13 protein-coding genes and 3 pseudogenes are annotated in these 18,065 nt (G+C 70.2%); 4 read left to right on the top strand and 12 right to left on the bottom strand.

What is annotated here, in order from left to right; all coding sequences use genetic code 11:
- Positions 1-82 precede the first annotated feature (82 nt).
- Positions 83-277: a hypothetical protein gene (locus ACZ5SK_RS23970; protein WP_334577079.1), complete on the bottom strand. Its 195-nt coding sequence runs from the start codon at positions 275-277 to the stop codon at positions 83-85.
- Positions 278-292: 15 nt separating this feature from the next.
- The gene (locus ACZ5SK_RS23965) at positions 293-487 is read right to left on the bottom strand and encodes a hypothetical protein (protein ID WP_334577080.1); all 195 of its coding nucleotides are present in this window, start codon (positions 485-487) and stop codon (positions 293-295) included.
- Between the two features lie 911 nt (positions 488-1,398).
- Here ACZ5SK_RS23965 and ACZ5SK_RS23960 point away from each other — a divergent pair.
- A complete protein-coding gene (locus tag ACZ5SK_RS23960; RefSeq protein ID WP_334577081.1) occupies positions 1,399-1,623 on the top strand; it encodes a transposase family protein in 225 nt (74 codons plus the stop codon).
- A gap of 26 nt (positions 1,624-1,649) precedes the next feature.
- Here ACZ5SK_RS23960 and ACZ5SK_RS23955 read toward each other — a convergent pair whose 3' ends face one another.
- Positions 1,650-2,303, bottom strand: coding sequence for a hypothetical protein (locus ACZ5SK_RS23955; protein ID WP_361705227.1), 654 nt, complete (start codon positions 2,301-2,303; stop codon positions 1,650-1,652).
- Positions 2,300-2,920 (bottom strand): hypothetical protein, encoded by a 621-nt coding sequence (locus ACZ5SK_RS23950; protein ID WP_334581158.1) that lies wholly within the window; start codon positions 2,918-2,920, stop codon positions 2,300-2,302. Before ACZ5SK_RS23950 ends, ACZ5SK_RS23955 begins: the two co-directional genes overlap by 4 nt.
- Before the next feature lie 322 nt (positions 2,921-3,242).
- Between ACZ5SK_RS23950 and ACZ5SK_RS23945 the strand changes: the two are divergent.
- A pseudogene (locus ACZ5SK_RS23945) lies at positions 3,243-3,836 on the top strand (ATP-binding cassette domain-containing protein); the annotation flags it as partial.
- On the opposite strand, the gene ACZ5SK_RS23940 reads toward ACZ5SK_RS23945, so the two are convergent.
- A complete protein-coding gene (locus ACZ5SK_RS23940) occupies positions 3,814-7,398 on the bottom strand; it encodes a SpoIIE family protein phosphatase (protein WP_468576587.1) in 3,585 nt (1,194 codons plus the stop codon). The pseudogene ACZ5SK_RS23945 and the gene ACZ5SK_RS23940 overlap by 23 nt on opposite strands.
- A gap of 887 nt (positions 7,399-8,285) precedes the next feature.
- On the opposite strand from ACZ5SK_RS23940, the gene ACZ5SK_RS23935 reads away from it, so the two are divergent.
- Positions 8,286-9,068, top strand: a complete 783-nt coding sequence (locus ACZ5SK_RS23935; RefSeq protein ID WP_361709329.1) for a dienelactone hydrolase family protein — start codon at positions 8,286-8,288, stop codon at positions 9,066-9,068.
- On the opposite strand, the pseudogene ACZ5SK_RS23930 reads toward ACZ5SK_RS23935, so the two are convergent.
- Together ACZ5SK_RS23930 and ACZ5SK_RS23925 are read right to left on the bottom strand one after the other, a co-directional pair.
- Positions 9,058-9,168, bottom strand: a pseudogene (locus tag ACZ5SK_RS23930) (IS5/IS1182 family transposase); the annotation flags it as partial. The gene ACZ5SK_RS23935 and the pseudogene ACZ5SK_RS23930 sit on opposite strands and share 11 nt — an antisense overlap.
- Before the next feature lie 160 nt (positions 9,169-9,328).
- Complete coding sequence (locus ACZ5SK_RS23925; protein WP_334577085.1) at positions 9,329-9,706, bottom strand: MerR family transcriptional regulator; 378 nt, start codon at positions 9,704-9,706, stop codon at positions 9,329-9,331.
- Positions 9,707-9,781: 75 nt separating this feature from the next.
- Between ACZ5SK_RS23925 and ACZ5SK_RS23920 the strand changes: the two genes are divergently transcribed.
- On the top strand, positions 9,782-10,510 hold the full coding sequence (locus ACZ5SK_RS23920) for an SDR family oxidoreductase (protein WP_334577086.1): 729 nt from the start codon (positions 9,782-9,784) through the stop codon (positions 10,508-10,510).
- Between the two features lie 10 nt (positions 10,511-10,520).
- On the opposite strand, the pseudogene ACZ5SK_RS23915 reads toward ACZ5SK_RS23920, so the two are convergent.
- From ACZ5SK_RS23915 to ACZ5SK_RS23895, 5 genes and pseudogenes are all read right to left on the bottom strand, one after another.
- A pseudogene (locus tag ACZ5SK_RS23915) lies at positions 10,521-10,943 on the bottom strand (transposase); the annotation flags it as partial.
- A gap of 55 nt (positions 10,944-10,998) precedes the next feature.
- Positions 10,999-11,670 carry a response regulator transcription factor gene (locus ACZ5SK_RS23910; RefSeq protein ID WP_361709333.1) on the bottom strand — a complete coding sequence of 224 codons (672 nt, stop codon included), beginning with the start codon at positions 11,668-11,670 and terminating at the stop codon, positions 10,999-11,001.
- Positions 11,667-13,034, bottom strand: a complete 1,368-nt coding sequence (locus ACZ5SK_RS23905) for a sensor histidine kinase (protein WP_468576586.1) — start codon at positions 13,032-13,034, stop codon at positions 11,667-11,669. The genes ACZ5SK_RS23910 and ACZ5SK_RS23905 overlap by 4 nt, the downstream gene beginning before the upstream one ends.
- Before the next feature lie 124 nt (positions 13,035-13,158).
- The gene (locus ACZ5SK_RS23900) at positions 13,159-15,252 is read right to left on the bottom strand and encodes an MMPL family transporter (RefSeq protein WP_468576585.1); all 2,094 of its coding nucleotides are present in this window, start codon (positions 15,250-15,252) and stop codon (positions 13,159-13,161) included.
- 344 nt (positions 15,253-15,596) lie between these two features.
- Positions 15,597-18,053, bottom strand: a complete 2,457-nt coding sequence (locus tag ACZ5SK_RS23895; RefSeq protein WP_468576584.1) for a SpoIIE family protein phosphatase — start codon at positions 18,051-18,053, stop codon at positions 15,597-15,599.
- Positions 18,054-18,065: the final 12 nt, after the last annotated feature.

Genomic DNA, 18,065 nt, shown 5'->3' with positions numbered 1-18,065 from the left:
ACAGCTTCGTCGCACCCGCGGATGTCACTCCAGAGGTGCCGTTACGAACCCGCGCTCAGAGCGCGGGCGGCGGGGGTGAGACTCAGCCGGCCGCGCGCCCGGCCTCATAGGCGCCGACCACCGCGGCACCCGCAGCCAGCCCGCCGGCCGCGTAGGGGCACAGCGCCACGACACTCGGGGTGAAGGCCACCGGCATCATGCGCACGACCTTGTCGCTTGCCACCTCGGACAAGGTCGGCGACGCGGCCGTGCGCGCGCTCTCTGTGATCTGGTTCATCGAGATCTCCCCACCTCAGCCGAAGACGCGCCCGGTGACGTACGCGCCGACGGGGATGGTGAACGCCACCGCAGCCGCCGCGATCTTGGCGCCGGCCGGAACGGCGACGGCCGCCGGGGTCGCCATGATCGGCGCGCCGTCGGTCTTGGCCATGCCCTCCTTGAGAGGAGACATCTCCTGTCTGTTCATGAAGGCTGCTATCTCAGCCACGACACTCTCCATTCTGTTTGAATCCATGGTCGGATCTTCCGCAACGAAAAACAGATCCCCCGTGATGCGGTTGCCGAAATATTCGGAGGGTGAGTGCCGCACAAAAGACTCCGATGAGTATCTGCGAGCACGCCGGCTGAAAATGCAATGCGGACAACCGGGCAGAATCTCCTTCAAAAACAGGAGAGTTTCTGCACGTAGCCCCCGTGTCATTACGTCACTGCTTCAGCGCGGTGATCATTGGTTGCTCCCCGTTGCACCACCAACTATAGGAACTCTTTACCTACCGAGATCAACCCGGGCGCGCGTGACGTACATCACATGACCCGCCGGGAACTTCGGAGTACTGCACTCCGCTTAAGGCGTGAGAAGTTTGCATGGCTAGTATTTTTCACAGCAGGCCGACCCCCCTGCAGACCGCTTGATCAGGGAACTCTGGCGACGGCGCCCCGAGAAGCGCCCCGCTCATGCCTGGCGGAAACCTGCACCATTCCAGAGCAGCCTGAAACTGACGACTGAGCGCACTGCGGCATGACAACGAGCCACATTGGCGCGAATTTTTCAATCACAAAGAGAGGAGGTGACGGAGGTTATTGGGGGATCCTCGCTACTCGCGTAGATAACTCGGCCTTCGTGCCGTATAGCCCGACATACGATGATGTCTCGGTCTGCTGTGTCGATTCCAGACGGCGGGTCCGGAGCGGCGCCCCTCCACCTCCAGAGGAGACGAGTGTGCGCGATACCGCCTGAGACCGTCCTCGGTACACCAGGCGGGGGCTGCGGGTGCTGCACGGAGGCCCGCAGGCTCTCCAAGACACGAGAGGACAGGGCCGTATACGGCTCGTTGTTGGCGCTCTTTGACATTGGTTCTGGCCGCAGTTCCGTGAATGCCCAGGCCAGAGGCGGCATGCATGGAGATCCTCGCGGATGCCGGCTACCAGGGCATGGGAGCGCAGACCGGCGGACGGGTGGTGACACCGACCCATCGCAAGTTCAAGAAGAACGCTCCCGCCTGGTACGAGGAACGACACGAGCAGCAGCGCAAGGCTCACTCCTCACGACGCATCCGCGTCGAGCACGGCATCGCACACCTGAAAAACTGGCGGGCTCTGACCTTGGGCGACGCGAGCACATGAGCGACAGCCAACCATGCACGAGTTCGTTAGCCTGCGGGCCAGTGTGGGTTCGGCATGCCGTCATCGCTCATGTGCGCCCGCTGCCAGATCTCGTTCCAGCCGTACGGGATCTCCGGCACGATCCGATGCCGCTGCCCGCACGGACATGTCACCGGCGCCCACGCGCACCCACGGCACAGCTCGACCCATGCGTGCCCGGTCGAGTGCGGCTCCAGCGGTCCCTCGTCCCCGCAGGCCGGGCAGCCGGGGGGATCGGCGCCGTCCAGAATCGCGTTCTGTCGCCGGACGTACTCGGACAGACGCAGCGACGGGTGGCGAAACGGGTCTTCGTACCAGGCGCGGTCCGGGCCCTCCCATCTGATCCGCAGCCACCACGGTCGCGGGTTCGCTACAGCCCTCCGCCCGGCCCACTTCTCCACCCGGCGCTGCGCGACGTACTCCTCCGCCCGCGCGAGCCACAGCACCCTCGCCTCATACAGTTCCTCCACCGCCCGCACCAGCGCGTCCGGATCCGCCTCCAGCCGCCGGGGGATCGCGGCGCTGAGCGTGAGGTGGTGGTAGGTCGCCCGGAAACCGTATGGCGCGAAGAGAGTGATGCAGGTCCGCAGCGCGCTGTGCCGGCGGCGGAGGGAGAGGCGGGCGTCGTGCACGCGTGCTCGGTGGGTCAGGAAGCTGGTCATTGTGTGGGCTCCAGGTCCAGTGCCCGTGCCAAGGCGGCGGTGACGGCGGCGGCGTGTGCCGGCAGGTGTTGTTCGGCCCAGGTTCCGGCGAGGCTGCGAAAGTCCTGCAAGTCCCGCTGGGCACGGGTGACGAGCGTGCGTACCTGGTCTACTGGCAGCTCGATCACCGGGCTGCTCTCCTCCCCGTAGGCGTCGAGAGTCAGCCGGACGGTGCCGCCGACGCGTTCGGCAACCGAGGACGGGTCGTGGCCGAAATCGGCGTAGCCGGTGCCGTCGAGCACCTCCAGCCAGTCCCGCCAGGTCTCCAGGCCGCTGCAGCAGCCCGGCTCGACGAAGGCGGTGCCGGTGACGTTGTCGGTCACCCGGAACCCTCCGGCGGCGAACAGATCCGGCATGGTGAGCAGCCCGTGCAGGAATGTGCCGAGCGGGTCGGTCGGGCACGGCCCGTGCTCTTCCTCCGGCTCGAAGTCGTTGCAGTCGGCGATCCGCATGACCGCCGTGCCGACCTCCGCCGGAGTCAGCTCCCCGTCCAGAACGAGGTAGCCGTACGACTCGTGCTCGCCAACCGGCCAGAGCGCAAAGTCGTCGACAGCGAGGACCTCCAGAACGGGTTGCATCACAATCACACGGGGATGATGCCGGACCCACTGCCACACCGCCACGGGTTTCAGCTGCGGTATCGGGCTCAGGGCGGGCCCGCTACCTGGGCAGTTTCGCGGTTCGCTCCGGGTGGTACTCCAGCTGTAGATCGTGATCAGGTGTCGTGAGACGTTGCCCTGCATGATCGCCAAGCTGCGGAGGCCGGCGAGTCGGTCGTGAGCCTGTCCAAGTGGCTCGGGCACTCCGCCCCGAAGGTCACGCTCGACCACTACGCTCACTTCATGCCCGGCGCTGGTCATCGCGGCCTGGCCGCGATGGACGCCTGGTTGGACCAAGATCGCGAACTGGCCTCTGTCCGCGCGGGAGAACATCACCCTCGGTCAGGCCACCGAGGGAGGGGACGCCGCGGTGCTCGCCGCGGCGCATGCCGCGGGCGCCGACGAGGTCATCGACGGGCTGCGCAGCGGCCTGAACACCCTGCTGGCCAAGGAATGGTGGGGCGGGCAGGAACTGTCCGGCGGACAGTGGCAGAGGATCGCACTCGCCCGCGCATTCCATCGGCCGGCCGGCCTCCTCGTTCTGGACGAACCGACCGCCGCCCTCGACCCAAGGGCCGAGCACCGCATTTTCACCGGCCTGCGCCGACTTGCCGCCGATCGCGCGGTCGTCCTGGTCACCCACAGGCTCACCAACGTGACCATCGCCGACCGCATCGTCGTCCTGGACAAAGGCCGCGTCATCCAGCACGGCACCCCCGAGGAACTGCTGGCCCAGCGGGACGGCTTGTTCCGCGAACTGTGGGATCTGCAGAACGAACGCACCGGCCCCGCCCCTGCCGACTCCAGGATCCGCAACTCTGTTAGCGATGAAGACAGTTCGTTGGCAGTGGATCAGCAAATCCGCAGCTTCGTCAGCAATGACTACGAGCAGTAGCGGTCGGTCGCATGGCACTTCCGTCGGCTTGCGGGTCGCCGGTTCGACACGATGGTTCGGCGGTGGCGGCGAGCAGGGCGGTGTCGTCGTCGACCCGGTCGGGGGTGTTCAGCAGCTCCAGGGCCCGTTCGGTGATCTGCTGGGGGTCGGTGCGGGCGGCGGCGGGCAGCGCCCCGCAGGTCTGGCGCAGGGCCGCCAGGCGGTCGTCCAGGGACAGTGCCCGGTTTTCCACCAGGCCGTCGGTGTATAGCAGCAGGCTGGTGCCGGGCGGGAACGCCACCTCGCGGTCGACTGGGGTGCTGCCCAGTCCCAGCGGCAGCGCTGGGGGCAGCTCCAGGTAGGTGGTGTCGGCGGCTACCAGCAGGGGCGGCAGGTGCCCGCTGGCGGCGTAGCGCAGGCGGTGGCGGTGCGGGTTGTAGACCGCGTACAGGCAGGTGGCGAAGCGTTCGGTGGCGAGTGACTGCAGGTAGGCGTCCAGCCTGGCCAGCACCTGGGCCGGGCCGGCGCCCTCCATCGCGAGGCTGTGCAGGGCGGAGCGGAGTTGGCCCATCACGGTGGCGGCTTCCACGTCGTGGCCCATGACGTCGCCGATGGCCAGCCCCACGGCACCGTCGGGCAGTGCGAGCACGTCGTACCAGTCGCCGCCGACCTCGGCGCCGCGGTTGCTGGCCCGGTAGTGGGTGGCCAGGCGCACCCCGGGCACCTGGGGCAGGCGGTGGGGCAGCAGGGCGCGCTGCAGGGTCAGGGCGAGGCGGCGCTCGTTGTGGTACCGGGTGGCGTTGTCGTAGGCCATGGCCAGGCGGTGGGCGAGGTTCTCCAGATACTTGTGTTCGACCGCTGAGTATTCGGTGTGCCGGACGAGTACCAAGGCGCCCAGTGTCCGGTCGTGGGGGTGCAGCGGCAGGGCCAGCACGGCGGCGGGCGCCGGGTGCGGGCCGGCCGGGGCCGGGGCGGTGCCGTTGATCGCGTGGGTGGCGGCGGTGGCCAGGGCCTCGCGGGCAAGAAGGGGGGTGCCGGCGATGTATGCCGGGGGCGACTGCGCCGGGGCGGGTGCCGCCGCGGTGAGGTGGATGCTGATCTGGTCGGCGAAGTCGGGCAGCAGGATCTGGCCGGCGGTCTGCAGAATCTGGTCCGGGTCGAGGGTGGCGGACAGCCGCAGGCCCGCGTCGGCCAGGGAGGCCAGCACGGCCAGTTGGTCGCGGGTCTCGGTCAGGACCTGTTCGCGCAGCCGGGACAGTTCCAATCCGGTGCGGACGCGCGCGAGCAGCTGGCGTGCGGAGAAGGGTTTGGCCAGGTAGTCGTCGGCGCCGGCGCGCCGCCCCTGCACGGATTCCTCCTCGCCGGCGCGGGCGGTGAGCAAGACGATGGGCAGGCGGGCGGTGCGCGGGTCGGCGCGCAGCGACCGAACCAGCTCGAAGCCGTCCATGCGGGGCATCATCACGTCGCTGAGCACCATCTCCACCGGCTGCGCCAGGGCCGTCTCCAGGGCGGCCCGGCCGTCGGCGGCGAGCAGCACGTCGTAGTCGGGCTGCAGGAGCTGGGTGAGGTAGGCGCGCATGTCGGCGTTGTCGTCGACGACCAGCAGGCGGGCCCGCTGGGGGCGCTCGGTTTCGTGCGGGCCGGGGCCGTGGGGGGCATCGTGGGTCGCGGGGGCGTGCGGGGTGCGTGCCGCGGGGGTGGCCGCAGGGGGGACGGGGTCGGCCGCCAGCCAGCCCAGCGCCTCGTCCACATAGGCCGCGGCGCGGCCGGGCCGGCCGCCTCCGCCTTCCCCGGGGGTTTCCCCGGGGGATTCCCCGGGGGATTCGGCGCCGGCCGCGGGCGGGGCCGGGTGGGGCCGGTGGGCGGCGGCGAAGGGGAGGTCCACGGTGACGGTGGTGCCCTGGCCGAGTCGGCTGTCCACGCCGACGGTGCCGCTGTGCGCTTCCACCAGGTCCTTGACCAGCACCAGGCCGAGGCCGCTGCCCTCGTGGGAGCGGGAGCGGGCGCCGCGGACCCGGTGGAAGCGTTCGAACAGGCGCGGCAGCTCGTCCGCGGGGATGCCGGTGCCGGTGTCGGTCACGGTCAGACGGGCCCGGCCGCCGGCCACGGCCACCTGTACCCGGGCACCGCCGGTGAAGGTGAACTTCAGGGCGTTGCTGAGCAGGTTGAGGATGATCTTCTCCCACATCTCCGGGTCCAGGGATACCGGCCGGGGCAGCGGCGGGCAGTCCACCTCCAGCGTCAGCCCTGCCGCCTCGAAGGCGGAGCGGAACACTCCGGCCAGCTCGGCCGTGACACCGGCGAGGTCGACCGGCTCGAGGGCCGGGCGTATCTGCCCGGCATCGGCCCTGGCGACCTCCAGGAGGGTGTTGACCTGCTTCAGCAGGCGCAGGGCGCCGCGCTCGGCCAGCTCCAGCTGCTCGCGGCGCTCGGGCCGGTCCTCGTCGGCCAGAACCTGCTGGAGTGGACCCAGGAGCAGGGTGAGCGGGGTGCGCAGTTCATGGCTGACGTTGGCGAAGAAGGTGGTCTTGGCCCTGTCCAGCTCGGCCAGTGCCTCCGCCCGCCGGCGCTGTTCGTCGTGGGCGAGTGCGGCCGTGAGCGCCCCGGCCACTGCGGCGGCGAGCACCTCCAGAAAGTCCCGGTAGGCCCCGGCCGGCGGGAAGCAGGGGTTGATGCCCACGACCAGGACACCTCCCACCTGCCCCGCACAGTCCAGCGGCAGAGCCAACGCCTCCTCGACTGGGAGTCGGGAGGCCGCGGCGTGCTGCCCGGCCGTGTGGCCGCCGGTGAGCGCGGCGGCCGGCAGCGTGGCAGGGGCACCGTCGGCGACCACCTGCGCCAGCCGGGCCGCGGCCGCCGACCCGTTGGCCGCGCTCGGCGAGACGGCCTCGGGCGCCGGGCGCAGTCCGGCGGAGGCCGCCGGCCGCAGCATCCCCGACTCGGAGGCCAGGTACAGGTCGAGGAACGGGATCTCTTCGGGATAGGAGCCCAGCACCTCCGCGACGACACGGGCGACCCCGCCCGGGGTGGGCAGCCCGGCGGTGCGGGCGCCGGTCTCGCTCAGCAGGCGCAGCCGGCGCTCGCCCAGTACCCGGCCGGTGGTCTCGGTGATGATCTGCAGCACGCCGCCGGCGGTGCCGTCGTCCAGCAGCACGGGCTGGAAGGAGGAGTCGAAGTAGCACTGTTCCAAAAAGCCGTGGCGCTCCATGATGAGCGGCTCATCGGGGATCAGCAGTGACTTGCGGGTGTCGGTCACATAGTGGAAGTGGGAGCTCACTGGGTGGGCCCAGACTTCAGGGAACACATCCTTGTAGGGCTTGCCGAGCGCCCAGGGGTGTTTGGCGCCGACGATGGGTGAGGAGCCCAGGTTGTACAGCGTGGCGAAGTCGGAGCCCCAGTACAGAGCCATCCCGTGCTCAGAGGTGAGCATGAGGCGCAGGGTGTCCACCAGGGGCCCCGGCCAGGACTCGGGGGGCCCGAGCGGCGTCGCCGCCCACTCGATCCCGGCCAGAAGCTCGCCGAACGCACCGGCCTCGGCGAACATCCGGGCCGCCGCGGTGCGCGGGTCATCGGGCCGGGTCATCGAGAAATCTTCCTCCTGGCGCCTATGTGATCCGCCCGCGCCCTCCCAAGGCTGCCGGCGGCCACTCGCTGCGGACCTTGGGGCAGAACGGACGCCGGATCCGACGTTTCTGGCTGCACTCGTGCCAGAATTGCAGGGTTAAATTATTCTAAACTGCGATTTGCTCAGAAGTGTAAGCTTCGAGCGGCCGCCAGCGGCGGCGATCATCGACTCGCGGTCCCTGTGGGCGGCCGGCACCGTCGGCGCCGACGGTGTCGGCCGGGACGAGGGGAAGAAGGCGGGGGCCGCAAAGCGCAGGTCGCGGACTGTCCGAAGTTGCTGCTGGTGGTGCTGGTCACCGCCGCGAGCGTCCAGGACCGGGCCGCTGCTGCAGCAACTTCGTGAACTCCACCGCAGGATCACCCTGGTGTGGGCCGACGGGGGATACGCCGACTCGTACTGCGCCCCCGACTCCGCCTCGCGCTCACCACCGTCGAACGCACCGACGATGCCACGGAATTCCTCGCCCTGCCCCGCCGCCTCACCGGCAAAGCCACCCCGAGCCGGCGCGACCCGACCCCGTGGAACCGAACAACATCCGCGGGACGAAACAACGGAGAAGAACGACCTCTGACGACGACGCGGTCTTCGGCGCGTCGACCCAGACGCACTCAACTCGCCGGTGGACCGGGCCACTGCAATCCGCACCGCCCCTGGAGACAACGCACCGTGACCACAGCACACGCCACTTGGAGAAGAATGCGCACGGCCAAGCAACCCCACTAAACGTCATCTCAATTGGTCGGTCCGCAGTGGCAAATAGAGTGCGCGGGATGCTGAGGCGGCAGCAGTCTGTGACGTGCTCCGGCCGCTCCCAGGTCGCGACAGGCGGCTGATTGGATGACGGCGTGGATGAGGCAATCGAGTGGACTGACCGCCGCAGCATGGATGGCGGCACCCTTGAACTGGGGTTTCGTGTGGCCCGAGAAGCCGGCACGGTTCCGGGCGTGCTCTGGCTACCGCCTTCCCCTATCTCTTCACCGCCTCGTCTCGTCCTGCTAGGGCACGGAGGCAGCGGGCACAAGCGAAACGCGCGAATCGCTAGCCTGGCCTGTTGGTTTGCGTCCTGCGCCGGCCTTGCTGCACTCGCGATCGACGGACCGCACCATGGCGAGCGAGTGCCCAGTCCGCTCCCAGCCTCGGAATACCAGACCCGCATCGCCGAAGAAGGGATCGATGTCGTCCTAGATCGCATGGCGGACGACTGGCAGGCGACGGTGGACGCGCTGTCGGCCTTGGGTCTCGTGGACGCCGACAACCTCGCTTACCTGGGAATGTCCATGGGTACGCGGTTCGGCATCCCCTTGGCAGCCGCCCTGGGGGGCCGGCTCCGCTGCGCAGTACTCGGCAAGTTCGGCCTCTGGCAAGGACCAGCCCTGCACCAAGGCATGGAAGCGCCAGAACGCATCGCGACAGACGCCCGACGGATCACCGCACCGACCCTGTTTCACATTCAATGGCACGACGAGATCTTCCCCAGGGACGGCCAGTTAGCCCTCTTCGACGTACTGGGGGCACCGGACAAGCAACTGATCGGCTACACCGGCGCCCACACGGATACAACGCCTGTTGCCACAGCCCTTTGGCGCGACTTCGTCTCCCGTCACCTGGCAACTCACGTCAGTCGGTGAGTCGGCGGTAGCAGATGAGGGTGCGCGCGATGCTGGCGAAAGCCATGGAGTGGTCCGCTTTGCGTTCGTAGCGGCGGTGGAGTCGTCTGGAGCCGGCCAACCCTTCGCATCGGCCAGAGACTGGAGCCGGGTGCGGAAGCGAGGAACGTCGCGACGTCGGCTGGTGTACGGAGGCGGGTGGTTGAGGCGTTGATGTGGTGGCCGTGAGCTTCTGGTACTCCAGCCGTAGATCGCTGGTGCGCAGTCCGAACCGACCGCGCCTACGGGTGCGTGTCCGTGATCGCGATGACCTCGTCGAGGCGGTCCAAGGCGGCCTGCAGGTCGTCGACCTTGGCCTGAATGCGGTCGCGCTCGGCGCGCAGCATGGCTCGTTGCTCGGCGTCGGTGTGCCCGGAGTCCCAGCATGGAAGGAGTTCTGTGATCCTTCGGCTGGTCAGGCCGGCGGCGAACATCTGCTGGAAGAAGCGCACCAGGGTGACGGCGTCCTGCCGGTAGAGGCGCTGGCCGGATGGGCTGCGCTCCGCGATGAGCAGTCCCTGCTGCTCGTAGTAGCGCACGGCGCGTACCGAGACGCCGGCGCCCCGCGCCACCTCGCCGATGCGGACCAGCCGCTCGGCTGCGGCCTCCGTGACGGTCATGGAGATTCCTCTCACCCCGGTCCTGACGACCAGCACTTGCCTCTGACGTCAACGTCAGGTTTTAGCGTACCGGGCATGGACATCACCAACTCAGTTGCCCTTGTCACCGGAGCCAACCGTGGCCTGGGCCGCGCCTTCGCCCAGCGCCTGCTCGAACGGGGCGCCCGCAAGGTCTACGCGACGGCCCGCCGACCGGAGACCGTGGACCTGCCCGGGGTCGAGGTGCTGCCCCTCGACATCGCCGATCCCGCATCCGTGAGGGCCGCCGCCGAGGCCGCCGCGGACGTCTCGCTGCTCGTCAACAACGCGGGGATCCAGACGGGGACCGACCTGGTGACCGGCTCGCTGGACGCGGTGCGGCACGAGCTGGAGACCAACGTGTTCGGCCACCTGGGAATGATCCGGGAGTTCGCGCCGGCGCTCGCCAGGAACGGCGGGGGCGCGATCGTCAACGTCCTCTCCGCCATGTCGTGGTTCGGGGGCCAGGGCGCCAACGCCTACCACCTGGCCAAGGCCGCCGCCTGGGCCATGACCAACGGCGTCCGCCTGGAGCTCGCCGAGCAGGGCACGCTCGTGACAGCGGTGCACCTCGGCCTGGCCGACACCGACATGGCCGCGGGCTGGCCCGTGGACAAGATCGCGCCGTCGGACCTGGCCGACGCGGCGCTCGACGGTGTCGAGGCGGGCTCCGCCGAGGTCCTCGCCGACCAGTGGAGTCGGGACGTCAAGTCCCGACTGCCACTGACGCCGGAAGAGTTCAACGCCGCGATGGACCGAGCCCTGGCGGCGCTAACGGCAGGCTGAGGGGCCCTCGGGCGGTGTGCAGGAGCCGGCAGCGGAGCTTCTTCGGCTCGGCGGTGGCCAACTCGCCGTCCAGGAGCAGGGTTTGAGTCCAGGCCGGCAGGTCTGCGCCGGTCAGTGCCAGTTCGAGCCAGGCGGCGTTGATCTGGAAGTGGCGGGAGGGGAAGCGGCCGATGCCGGTGGTCTTGCCGCTGCGGATACGGTCTTCGACGCGGGCGTGTGCGCGGTGGCGGACCTCCAGATGCCGCAAGGAGCCCTCGCCGTAGGCAGTGTCGGTGAGAAAGACCTGGTGGCGCATGCCCTCTTCCCTGTCGAACAGTGATAGCTGGGCGCCCGGGTGCGGACGCTCTCGCCGCGCGATGACCCGCGTGCCGTCCGGGTGGTCGGCCAGCTCGATCATGCCGGTCAGCTCGGCGACTTCCGCGCCCTCGCGCAGGAGATCAACCGGCCCCCGGAACGCAACCTGAACCCGGCCCGAAGTCGGCCCGGACTCAGACTGTCCCAGGTATCACAAGCCCCGACTCGTACGCCACGATCACCAGCTGTGCCCGGTCCCGCGCCCCCAACTTGCCCATGATCCGGCTGACATGGGTCTTCGCGGTCAGCGGGCTGAGTCCCAACGCGTCGGCGATCTCGGGGTTGTTGAGACCGCGTGCGACCAGCGCGAGCACCTGCCGTTCCCGTTCGGACAGCCCGCTCGGCCCGCCCACCGCGGATGTCGTCCTGGTGTCCGGCGCGCGCAGAAAGCGGGCGATCAGCCGCGAGGTGGGACCGGGCGAGAGGAGGGACTCCCCCGCGGCCACCGTCCGGATGGCGTCGAGGAGTTCGGCCGGCCTGATGTCCTTCACGAGGAAGCCGGACGCCCCGGCCCGCAGTGCCTCGACGATGTGCTCGTCGGTCTCGTACGTCGTCAGGACGAGCACCTTCACCCCCGCGAGATCCTCGTCGGCGGCGATGAGCCGGGTCGCCTCGATCCCGTCGAGGTCGGGCATGCGGATGTCCATCACGATGAGATCGGCCCGCGCGGACCGGGCCAGCGCCACGGCCTCCCGCCCGGTGCCCGCCTCGGCGACGACCTCCATGTCCCCGGCCGACGAGACGAGCATCGCGAAGGAGGCCCGTACGAGGTTCTGGTCGTCGGCCAGCAGTACGCGGATGGTCATCGAATCTCGCCCTCCCGGGACAGCGGCAGTGTGGCGGTCACCTCGAAGCCCTCGGCGGGCCCCGGACCGGCGTCCAGTGTGCCGCCCACGCTACGGGCGCGCTCCCGCATTCCGACGAGCCCGAACCCCGGCCTGCCGTCGGACGGGCCCACCCCGCCGCCCGAGCCGTCGTCCCCGCCCGTCCCGTCGTCCCTGACACTCACCCGCAGTGCGCCGTCCGCGGTCCACAGACCCACCCGCACGGTGAGGTCCTCGCGGCCACCGTGACGTACGGCGTTGGTGAGCGCCTCCTGCACGATCCGGTACGCGGCGGCGCCCACGGAGGGCGGGATGTCGTCCGCGCGGACGGACAGTTCGACCTTGGCCCCGGCCACCCGGCCGGTCTCCGCGAGACCGGCCAGTCCGTCGATCCCGGGCAGCGGCCCCCGCATGTCCCGGGCCCCGGAAACAGAACCGGACACGGAACCGGCCCCCGCTACCAGATCCGCGCCCACTCCCATGACCGTGTCATGCGCCCGCAGCACCTCCAGCGTCGTACGCAGTTCCCCCCGGGCGGTCCGGCAGGTCCCCGCGATGTCGTCCAGTGCCTGGGCGACGGCCTTGCGGTCGAGGCGCTCGGGGTCGGCGGTGAGGACGTGGGCCGCCACGGAGGTCTGCACGCCGATGAGCGTGATGCTGTGGGCGAGCAGGTCGTGCAGGTCACGGGCGATCCGCAGCCGTTCCTCGGCGACGCGGCGCCTGGCCTCCTCCTCCCGGGTGCGTTCGGCCCGTTCGGCCCGCTCGACGACGGAGGCGACGTACCGGCGGTAGTAGCGGACGTCAATACCGATGAACAGGACCGCGATGACCCAGCCGGAGATCTCCAGGGACTCCAGCGCCCCCTCCGGGTTGGTGAGGCCGTCGCTGATCACTGTCGGGCCGAGGACGGCGACACCGGTGAGCAGCGTGCGGCGTACGGTGCCGGTCGCCGCGACGGTGTAGAGCGCCAGGACGGTCGCGGGGATGGGCAGGGCGGGGTTGTAGTCGAGGGCGTAGTACGGAGCCACGCAGGCCACCACCCCGAGCAGGGCCACCACCGGACGGCGGCGCCGCCATACGAGGGGCACGTGCCCGGCGAGCAGCAGCGTCCAGCCGAGCGGGTCGGGCCGGATCCCTTCGCCGCCCATCAGGGCGATGGCTACGGCGAGCACGGCGACGCCCAGCGCGAGGACCGCGTCGTTGCGGGTGCGGTGCGGTGCGGTCAGCGGTTCGCGGTTGACGGCGGACATGATGCGCTCGACGCGACGGGACCGCCCGCCGCCACCGGCCGCCGTCTCCGCCGCCGACCGGTCGCGTACCCCTGTGGTCGTTCCCCGTTCTTCCACGGCTCCATCTTCCGGTACTCGTGCGGGAACCCGGGCGCCCCTCCGGAAGGAGGCGCGCCCGGGCGGGCCCGCCGGCTCAAGGTGCTCGATCAGAGTGCTCGATCGAGGCGTTCGATCAGCGTGCTCAGGGTGCGCCGACGGTTTCCGGCCGCCGTGGCGGCCCGGCCGGCTCGGGCTCCCGTGAGAGCCCTCCCGGCCACCACACCTTCCGGCGCAGGGCGACGCTGGCGCTGGTCACCAGGTACGTCCGTACGAGGAAGGTGTCGAGCAGGACGCCGACGGCGATCACGAAGCCGAGCTGGGCCAGCTGCACCAGGCCCATGTTCGTCAGCACGGCGAAGGTCGCGGCGAGGACCAGTCCGGCGGAGGCGATGACGCCGCCGGTGGTGCGCAGTGCGGTGAGTGCCGCCGCGGCCGGTTCCGCTCCCGCCAGGGACTCCTCCCTCATCCGGTGCATGAGGAAGATGCCGTAATCGACGCCGAGGGCGACCAGGAACACGAAGGACAGCAGTCCGAGCCCCGGATCGGTGCCCTTGAGGCCGAGGAGCGGTTCGAAGACCAGTCCGCCGATCCCGAGGGAGGCGCCCCACACCGCGACGACCGCGACCACCAGGAGCAGCGGTGCGACCAGACTCCGCAGCAGCACGATCAGGATGAGCAGCACGGAGACGAGGACGAGCGGCACCACGATCTTCGTGTCCCGGGCGTTGGTGTCCTCCAGATCGATCTGCTGGGCGCTGTCCCCGCCGACGTAGGAGCCCTTCAGTTCGTCCCGCAGGGACTTGATGGTGGCGGTCTCCCCCGCCGACTGGGGTGCGCTCTTCGCGAAGACGGAGATCTCGGTCCAGCCGTCTCCGGTACGCCCCTGCTCCGCGCCGGCGACTCCCGGGGTGCCGCGGACGGCCGCGAGGGTCTCGTCGGCGCGGCCCTGCGGGGTGATCACGTCGATGGGCTGGCTGCCCTGCCCGGGATAGGCCCTGGCAAGGGTCTCCATCGCGACGACGGACTCCGGCTTGTCGACGAAGGAGTCCTCCTGCTTGAGCGGTCCCGGCAGGTTGAGTGAGCCGAGGGCGAGGGCGCCGAGCAGTACGGCACCGCTCACGAGTACGGTCAGCGGCCTGCGTCCGGCAGAGCTGCCCATCGCCGAGAACAGGCTCCGCCGCTTCTTGGGCGTGCTCCCGAAGGCGGGCACGAGCGGCCAGAACACACGCCGTCCGACCAGTACGAGGATGGCGGGGAGCAGCGTCATCATCGCGATCAGCGCGCACAGCACACCGACGGTGCCGAGCGGGCCCATGCCCCGGCTGCTGTTGAGGTCGGCGGCGAGCAGGCACAGCAGTCCGGCGGCGACGGTGCCGGAGGAGGCGAGCACGGCGGGCCCGCAGCCGCGCAGGGCGGCGACCATGGCCTCGTACGGCCGCTCGAAGCGCCGCAGTTCCTCCCGGTAGCGCGAGACGAGCAGCAGGGCGTAGTCCGTGCCCGCCCCGAACACGAGGATCGTCATCACGCCCGAACTCTGCCCCGAGACGGTCGTGCCGAAGACCTGGTTGAGGCCGTACGCGGCACCCATCGACATGTAGTCGGCGATCCCGGCGACGACGAGGGGCACGAGCCACAGCACGGGGCTGCGGTAGATCAGGATCAGCAGTACGGCGACGACGGCGACGGTGGTGTAGAGCAGCGGTCCGCCGAGCGAGTCGTAGACCGTGCCGGAGTCCGTGGCCAGCGCGCCGGTGCCGCCCACCTCGACGCTCAACCCGCCTTCGCCCTGGGCGACTTCGCGGACATCGTCGACGAGCTTGTCCCGCTGCTCCTCGTTCGCCCCGGGCTCGTTGCTGGCGACCGGGTACATCAGGGTCGTGCCGTCCTTGGACGGAATCCCCTGGGGAGCACCGCCGATCAGCTCGTGCTGCCGGGTGATCTCCGCGACCTGCCCGGCCGCGGTCTCCCGGTCGGCGGCGCTGAGCCCGCCGTCGCGGTGGTAGACGAGCACCATCTCCGTGGTCTCGCCACCGGGCAACTTCTCCTCGATCTTCGCCACTTGCGTCGAGTCCGCGCTCGCCGGCAGGTAGTCGGTGACCTTGTCGTGCTGCACGTCGGCGAGCTTCGCCGCGAGCGGCCCGACGAGCACGAGCGCGGCGATCCACAGCCCGAGCACCGCCCATGGAACGGCTCGCCCGCGCCCCGTCCTCGTCGTGGTTGTCTCTCCGGCCCTCATTGACCGATCTCCCTCCGGGTGACCTCTGCTTCGGTCCCCAGACTTCCGGTGAGAACCACGGCTTTCGTCGGGCGGGAGGGCGAGGTGACGCGTACTGCCGGGGGCGACGGCGGGTGCGGATTACTCCCTGGGGAGTAGTCGGCGGACGGCGCGCCCCGAAGGTCACGCTCGACCGCTACGCCCGCGGGCTGGCGGTGAACATCATCGAGTGCTGAGGCAACAGGCCCTGACCGGCGCGTTCGTGTCTTTCAGCGCTGTCGGGACCTTCCTCGCTCACGCGGGGGAAGGCCCCCGGGCTCTCAGCACCCGGGCACTCAGCACCCGGGCACTCAGCGCCCGGGCCGTCAGCGGCCGCCTCGGTGGCTCAACGGGCCCGGGAGGTCCTGCTCCGCCCAGATGATCTTTCCGGCGGGGGTGTAGCGCGTACCCCATCGGCGGGTCAGCTGGGCGACCAGGAACAACCCCCGGCCGCCCTCGTCGGTGGTCCGCGCATGGCCCATCCGAGGCGAGGTGTTGCTGGCGTCGGACACCTCGCAGATCAACCTGTCATGCCGGATCATGCGCAGCCTGATGGGTCCGGTGCCGTGCCGGATGGCGTTGGTGACCAGCTCGCTGACCACCAGTTCCGTGGTCGTCACCAGGTCGTCCAGCCCCCATCCGAGGAGCCGGCGGACGGCCAGCTCCCTGGCGCCCGCGACGATCGCCGGATCCGTCGGCAGGTCCCACGAGGCGACCCGGTCGGCGCCCAGCGCATGCGGCCGGGCCAGAAGCAGCGCGACGTCGTCGGTCTGCGGGCCGGTGAGCAGATTGTCCACGACCGCCGAGCAGAGCTCCTCCGGCGGCAGGCCGGAGTGCGCGAGCACATCGCTGAGGCGGGACAGCCCGACGTCGATGTCCTGGTCGCTGGTCTCGATGAGGCCATCGGTGTAGAGGGCGATCAGGCTTCCCTCGGGGAGGGAGATCTCGGCGGACTCGAAGGGCAGCGAGCCGAGGCCCAGCGGAGGGCCCGCCGGAAGGGCCGGGAAGCTGACCTTGCCGCCGGGGGTGACCACGGCGGGCGGCGGATGTCCGGCCCGGGCCATGGTGCACAGCTGGGTGACCGGATCGTAGACGGCGTAGAGGCAGGTGGCGCCCAGTACGGCGGTGGCGATGGGCTCGTCGTCGCCGCCCTTCTCCTCCGTCAGACGGATCACCAGGTCGTCCAGGTGGGCCAGCAGCTCATCGGGCGGCAGGTCCATGTCGGCGAGCGTCTGGACGGCGGTACGCAGCCTGCCCATGGTCGCCGCGGCGTTGAGGCCGTGCCCGACGACATCACCGACGACCAGGGCGACCCGGGCGCCGGAGAGCTGGATCACATCGAACCAGTCGCCGCCCACCCCTTCCCGCACATCGGCCGGCAGATAGCGCGACGCCACCTCCATGGCGGCCCCGCCGTTCAGCCCCTGCGGGAGCAGACTGCGCTGCAGGGCCAGCGCCGCAGCGTGCTCACGGGTGTAGCGACGGGCGTTCTCCACCCACACCGCGGCCCGGCCGACCAGTTCCTCGGCGAGCAGCAGATCGTCCTCCTCGAACGGCTGTGGATGCTCCATGCGGACGAAGGTCGCCACCCCCAGCACGGTGCCGCGCGCGGACAGCGGCACCCACATCACCGAGTGCATGCCGAACTCCGCGATGCTCCTGGCCCGCGCCGGGTCCTTCGCGACCCACGGGGCGGTGGCCGGGTCCAGGAACGGTTCCAGCACCGCGGTGCCGTTGACCATGCTCTCGAAGTACGGCGAGGACCTGGGTGCGTCGATCGAGTCTCCGGTGGCGATCACCGACTCCGGGCAGCCCTCGTGGATCGACTGCTGACCGGCACGCCGCACCGCGCTGTCGGCCGGCCCCGGACCGGGTTCGTCGCCGTGCAGCACCGCTTCCAGCAGATCGACGGTCACGAAGTCGGCGAGCCTCGGCACCGAGAAGTCGGCCAGTTCCTGGGCGGTCCGCATCACATTCAGGGTGCCCCCGATACGGGCGCTGGCCTCGCTGAGCAGGGCCAGGCGCTCCCGGGCCCGCCATCTGTCGGTGACGTCCATGCCCATGTAGCACACGCCCAGCGTTTTGCCGTCGGGGTCGTCGAGCCGAAAGAAGGAGGTGGAGTAGGCGTGTTCCTGGTGCGGGTCCGCCCAGGTCCAGCCCCGGTACTCGTAGTCGATGACCGGTACGCCGGTCTCCAGCACCCGTCGCATCTGCGCTTCGAGCGCGTCGGTGTTCAGGCCCGGCAACGAGTCCGACATGCGGCGCCCGAGCCGCTCGGCGCGCGGCACACCGCCGTAGCGCTCCAGGGTGTCGTTCATCCACACATACCGCAGGTCCGGGCTGAGCACGGCCATGCCGAGCGGGGAGCGGGTGAGGAAACCCTCCAGCACCTCCCCGCTGACCGCCCAGGTCGGCGCCTTCGACACGTCGATCGCCGATACGAGCCAGGCCTTGCGGTCGCCGGTGTCGGACATCGCGGTCACCCGCAGCCCGACCTCGAGACGGCGGCCGTCACGGTGCCGGGCGCCCACCAGGCCGCCCCAGCTCTCCCGGATCTCGCACTCATCGGCGACCTCGGCCGCCCGTGACGCGTCTTCGGGCTGTGCCAGCAACGTGGCGGCGGAGCGGTCGAGGACCTCCGCCGCGCCGTATCCCAGGAGCCGCTCAGCGGCCTCCGTCCAGCCGATGACCGTGCCTTTCGCGTCGATCACCGCAGCAGCCACATTCGCCATCTCGAACGGTCCATGCGTTCCGTCCGGTGTTACCTCCTTGGGGAACATCATGACAGCCGTCCC

Source organism: Streptomyces sp. NPDC031474, from assembly GCF_055581185.1.
The sequence above is the reverse complement of the archived record's forward strand: the minus strand, read 5'-3'. Positions and strand labels throughout refer to the sequence as shown.

Coding starts and splice junctions, on each gene's coding strand:
- ACZ5SK_RS23970 (WP_334577079.1), bottom strand. CDS start 277: ATGAACCAGATCACAGAGAGCGCGCGCACGGCCGCGTCGCCGACCTTG.
- ACZ5SK_RS23960 (WP_334577081.1), top strand. CDS start 1,399: ATGGAGATCCTCGCGGATGCCGGCTACCAGGGCATGGGAGCGCAGACC.
- ACZ5SK_RS23955 (WP_361705227.1), bottom strand. CDS start 2,303: ATGACCAGCTTCCTGACCCACCGAGCACGCGTGCACGACGCCCGCCTC.
- ACZ5SK_RS23950 (WP_334581158.1), bottom strand. CDS start 2,920: ATGCAACCCGTTCTGGAGGTCCTCGCTGTCGACGACTTTGCGCTCTGG.
- ACZ5SK_RS23940 (WP_468576587.1), bottom strand. CDS start 7,398: ATGACCCGGCCCGATGACCCGCGCACCGCGGCGGCCCGGATGTTCGCC.
- ACZ5SK_RS23925 (WP_334577085.1), bottom strand. CDS start 9,706: ATGACCGTCACGGAGGCCGCAGCCGAGCGGCTGGTCCGCATCGGCGAG.
- ACZ5SK_RS23920 (WP_334577086.1), top strand. CDS start 9,782: ATGGACATCACCAACTCAGTTGCCCTTGTCACCGGAGCCAACCGTGGC.
- ACZ5SK_RS23910 (WP_361709333.1), bottom strand. CDS start 11,670: ATGACCATCCGCGTACTGCTGGCCGACGACCAGAACCTCGTACGGGCC.
- ACZ5SK_RS23900 (WP_468576585.1), bottom strand. CDS start 15,252: ATGAGGGCCGGAGAGACAACCACGACGAGGACGGGGCGCGGGCGAGCC.
- ACZ5SK_RS23895 (WP_468576584.1), bottom strand. CDS start 18,053: ATGATGTTCCCCAAGGAGGTAACACCGGACGGAACGCATGGACCGTTC.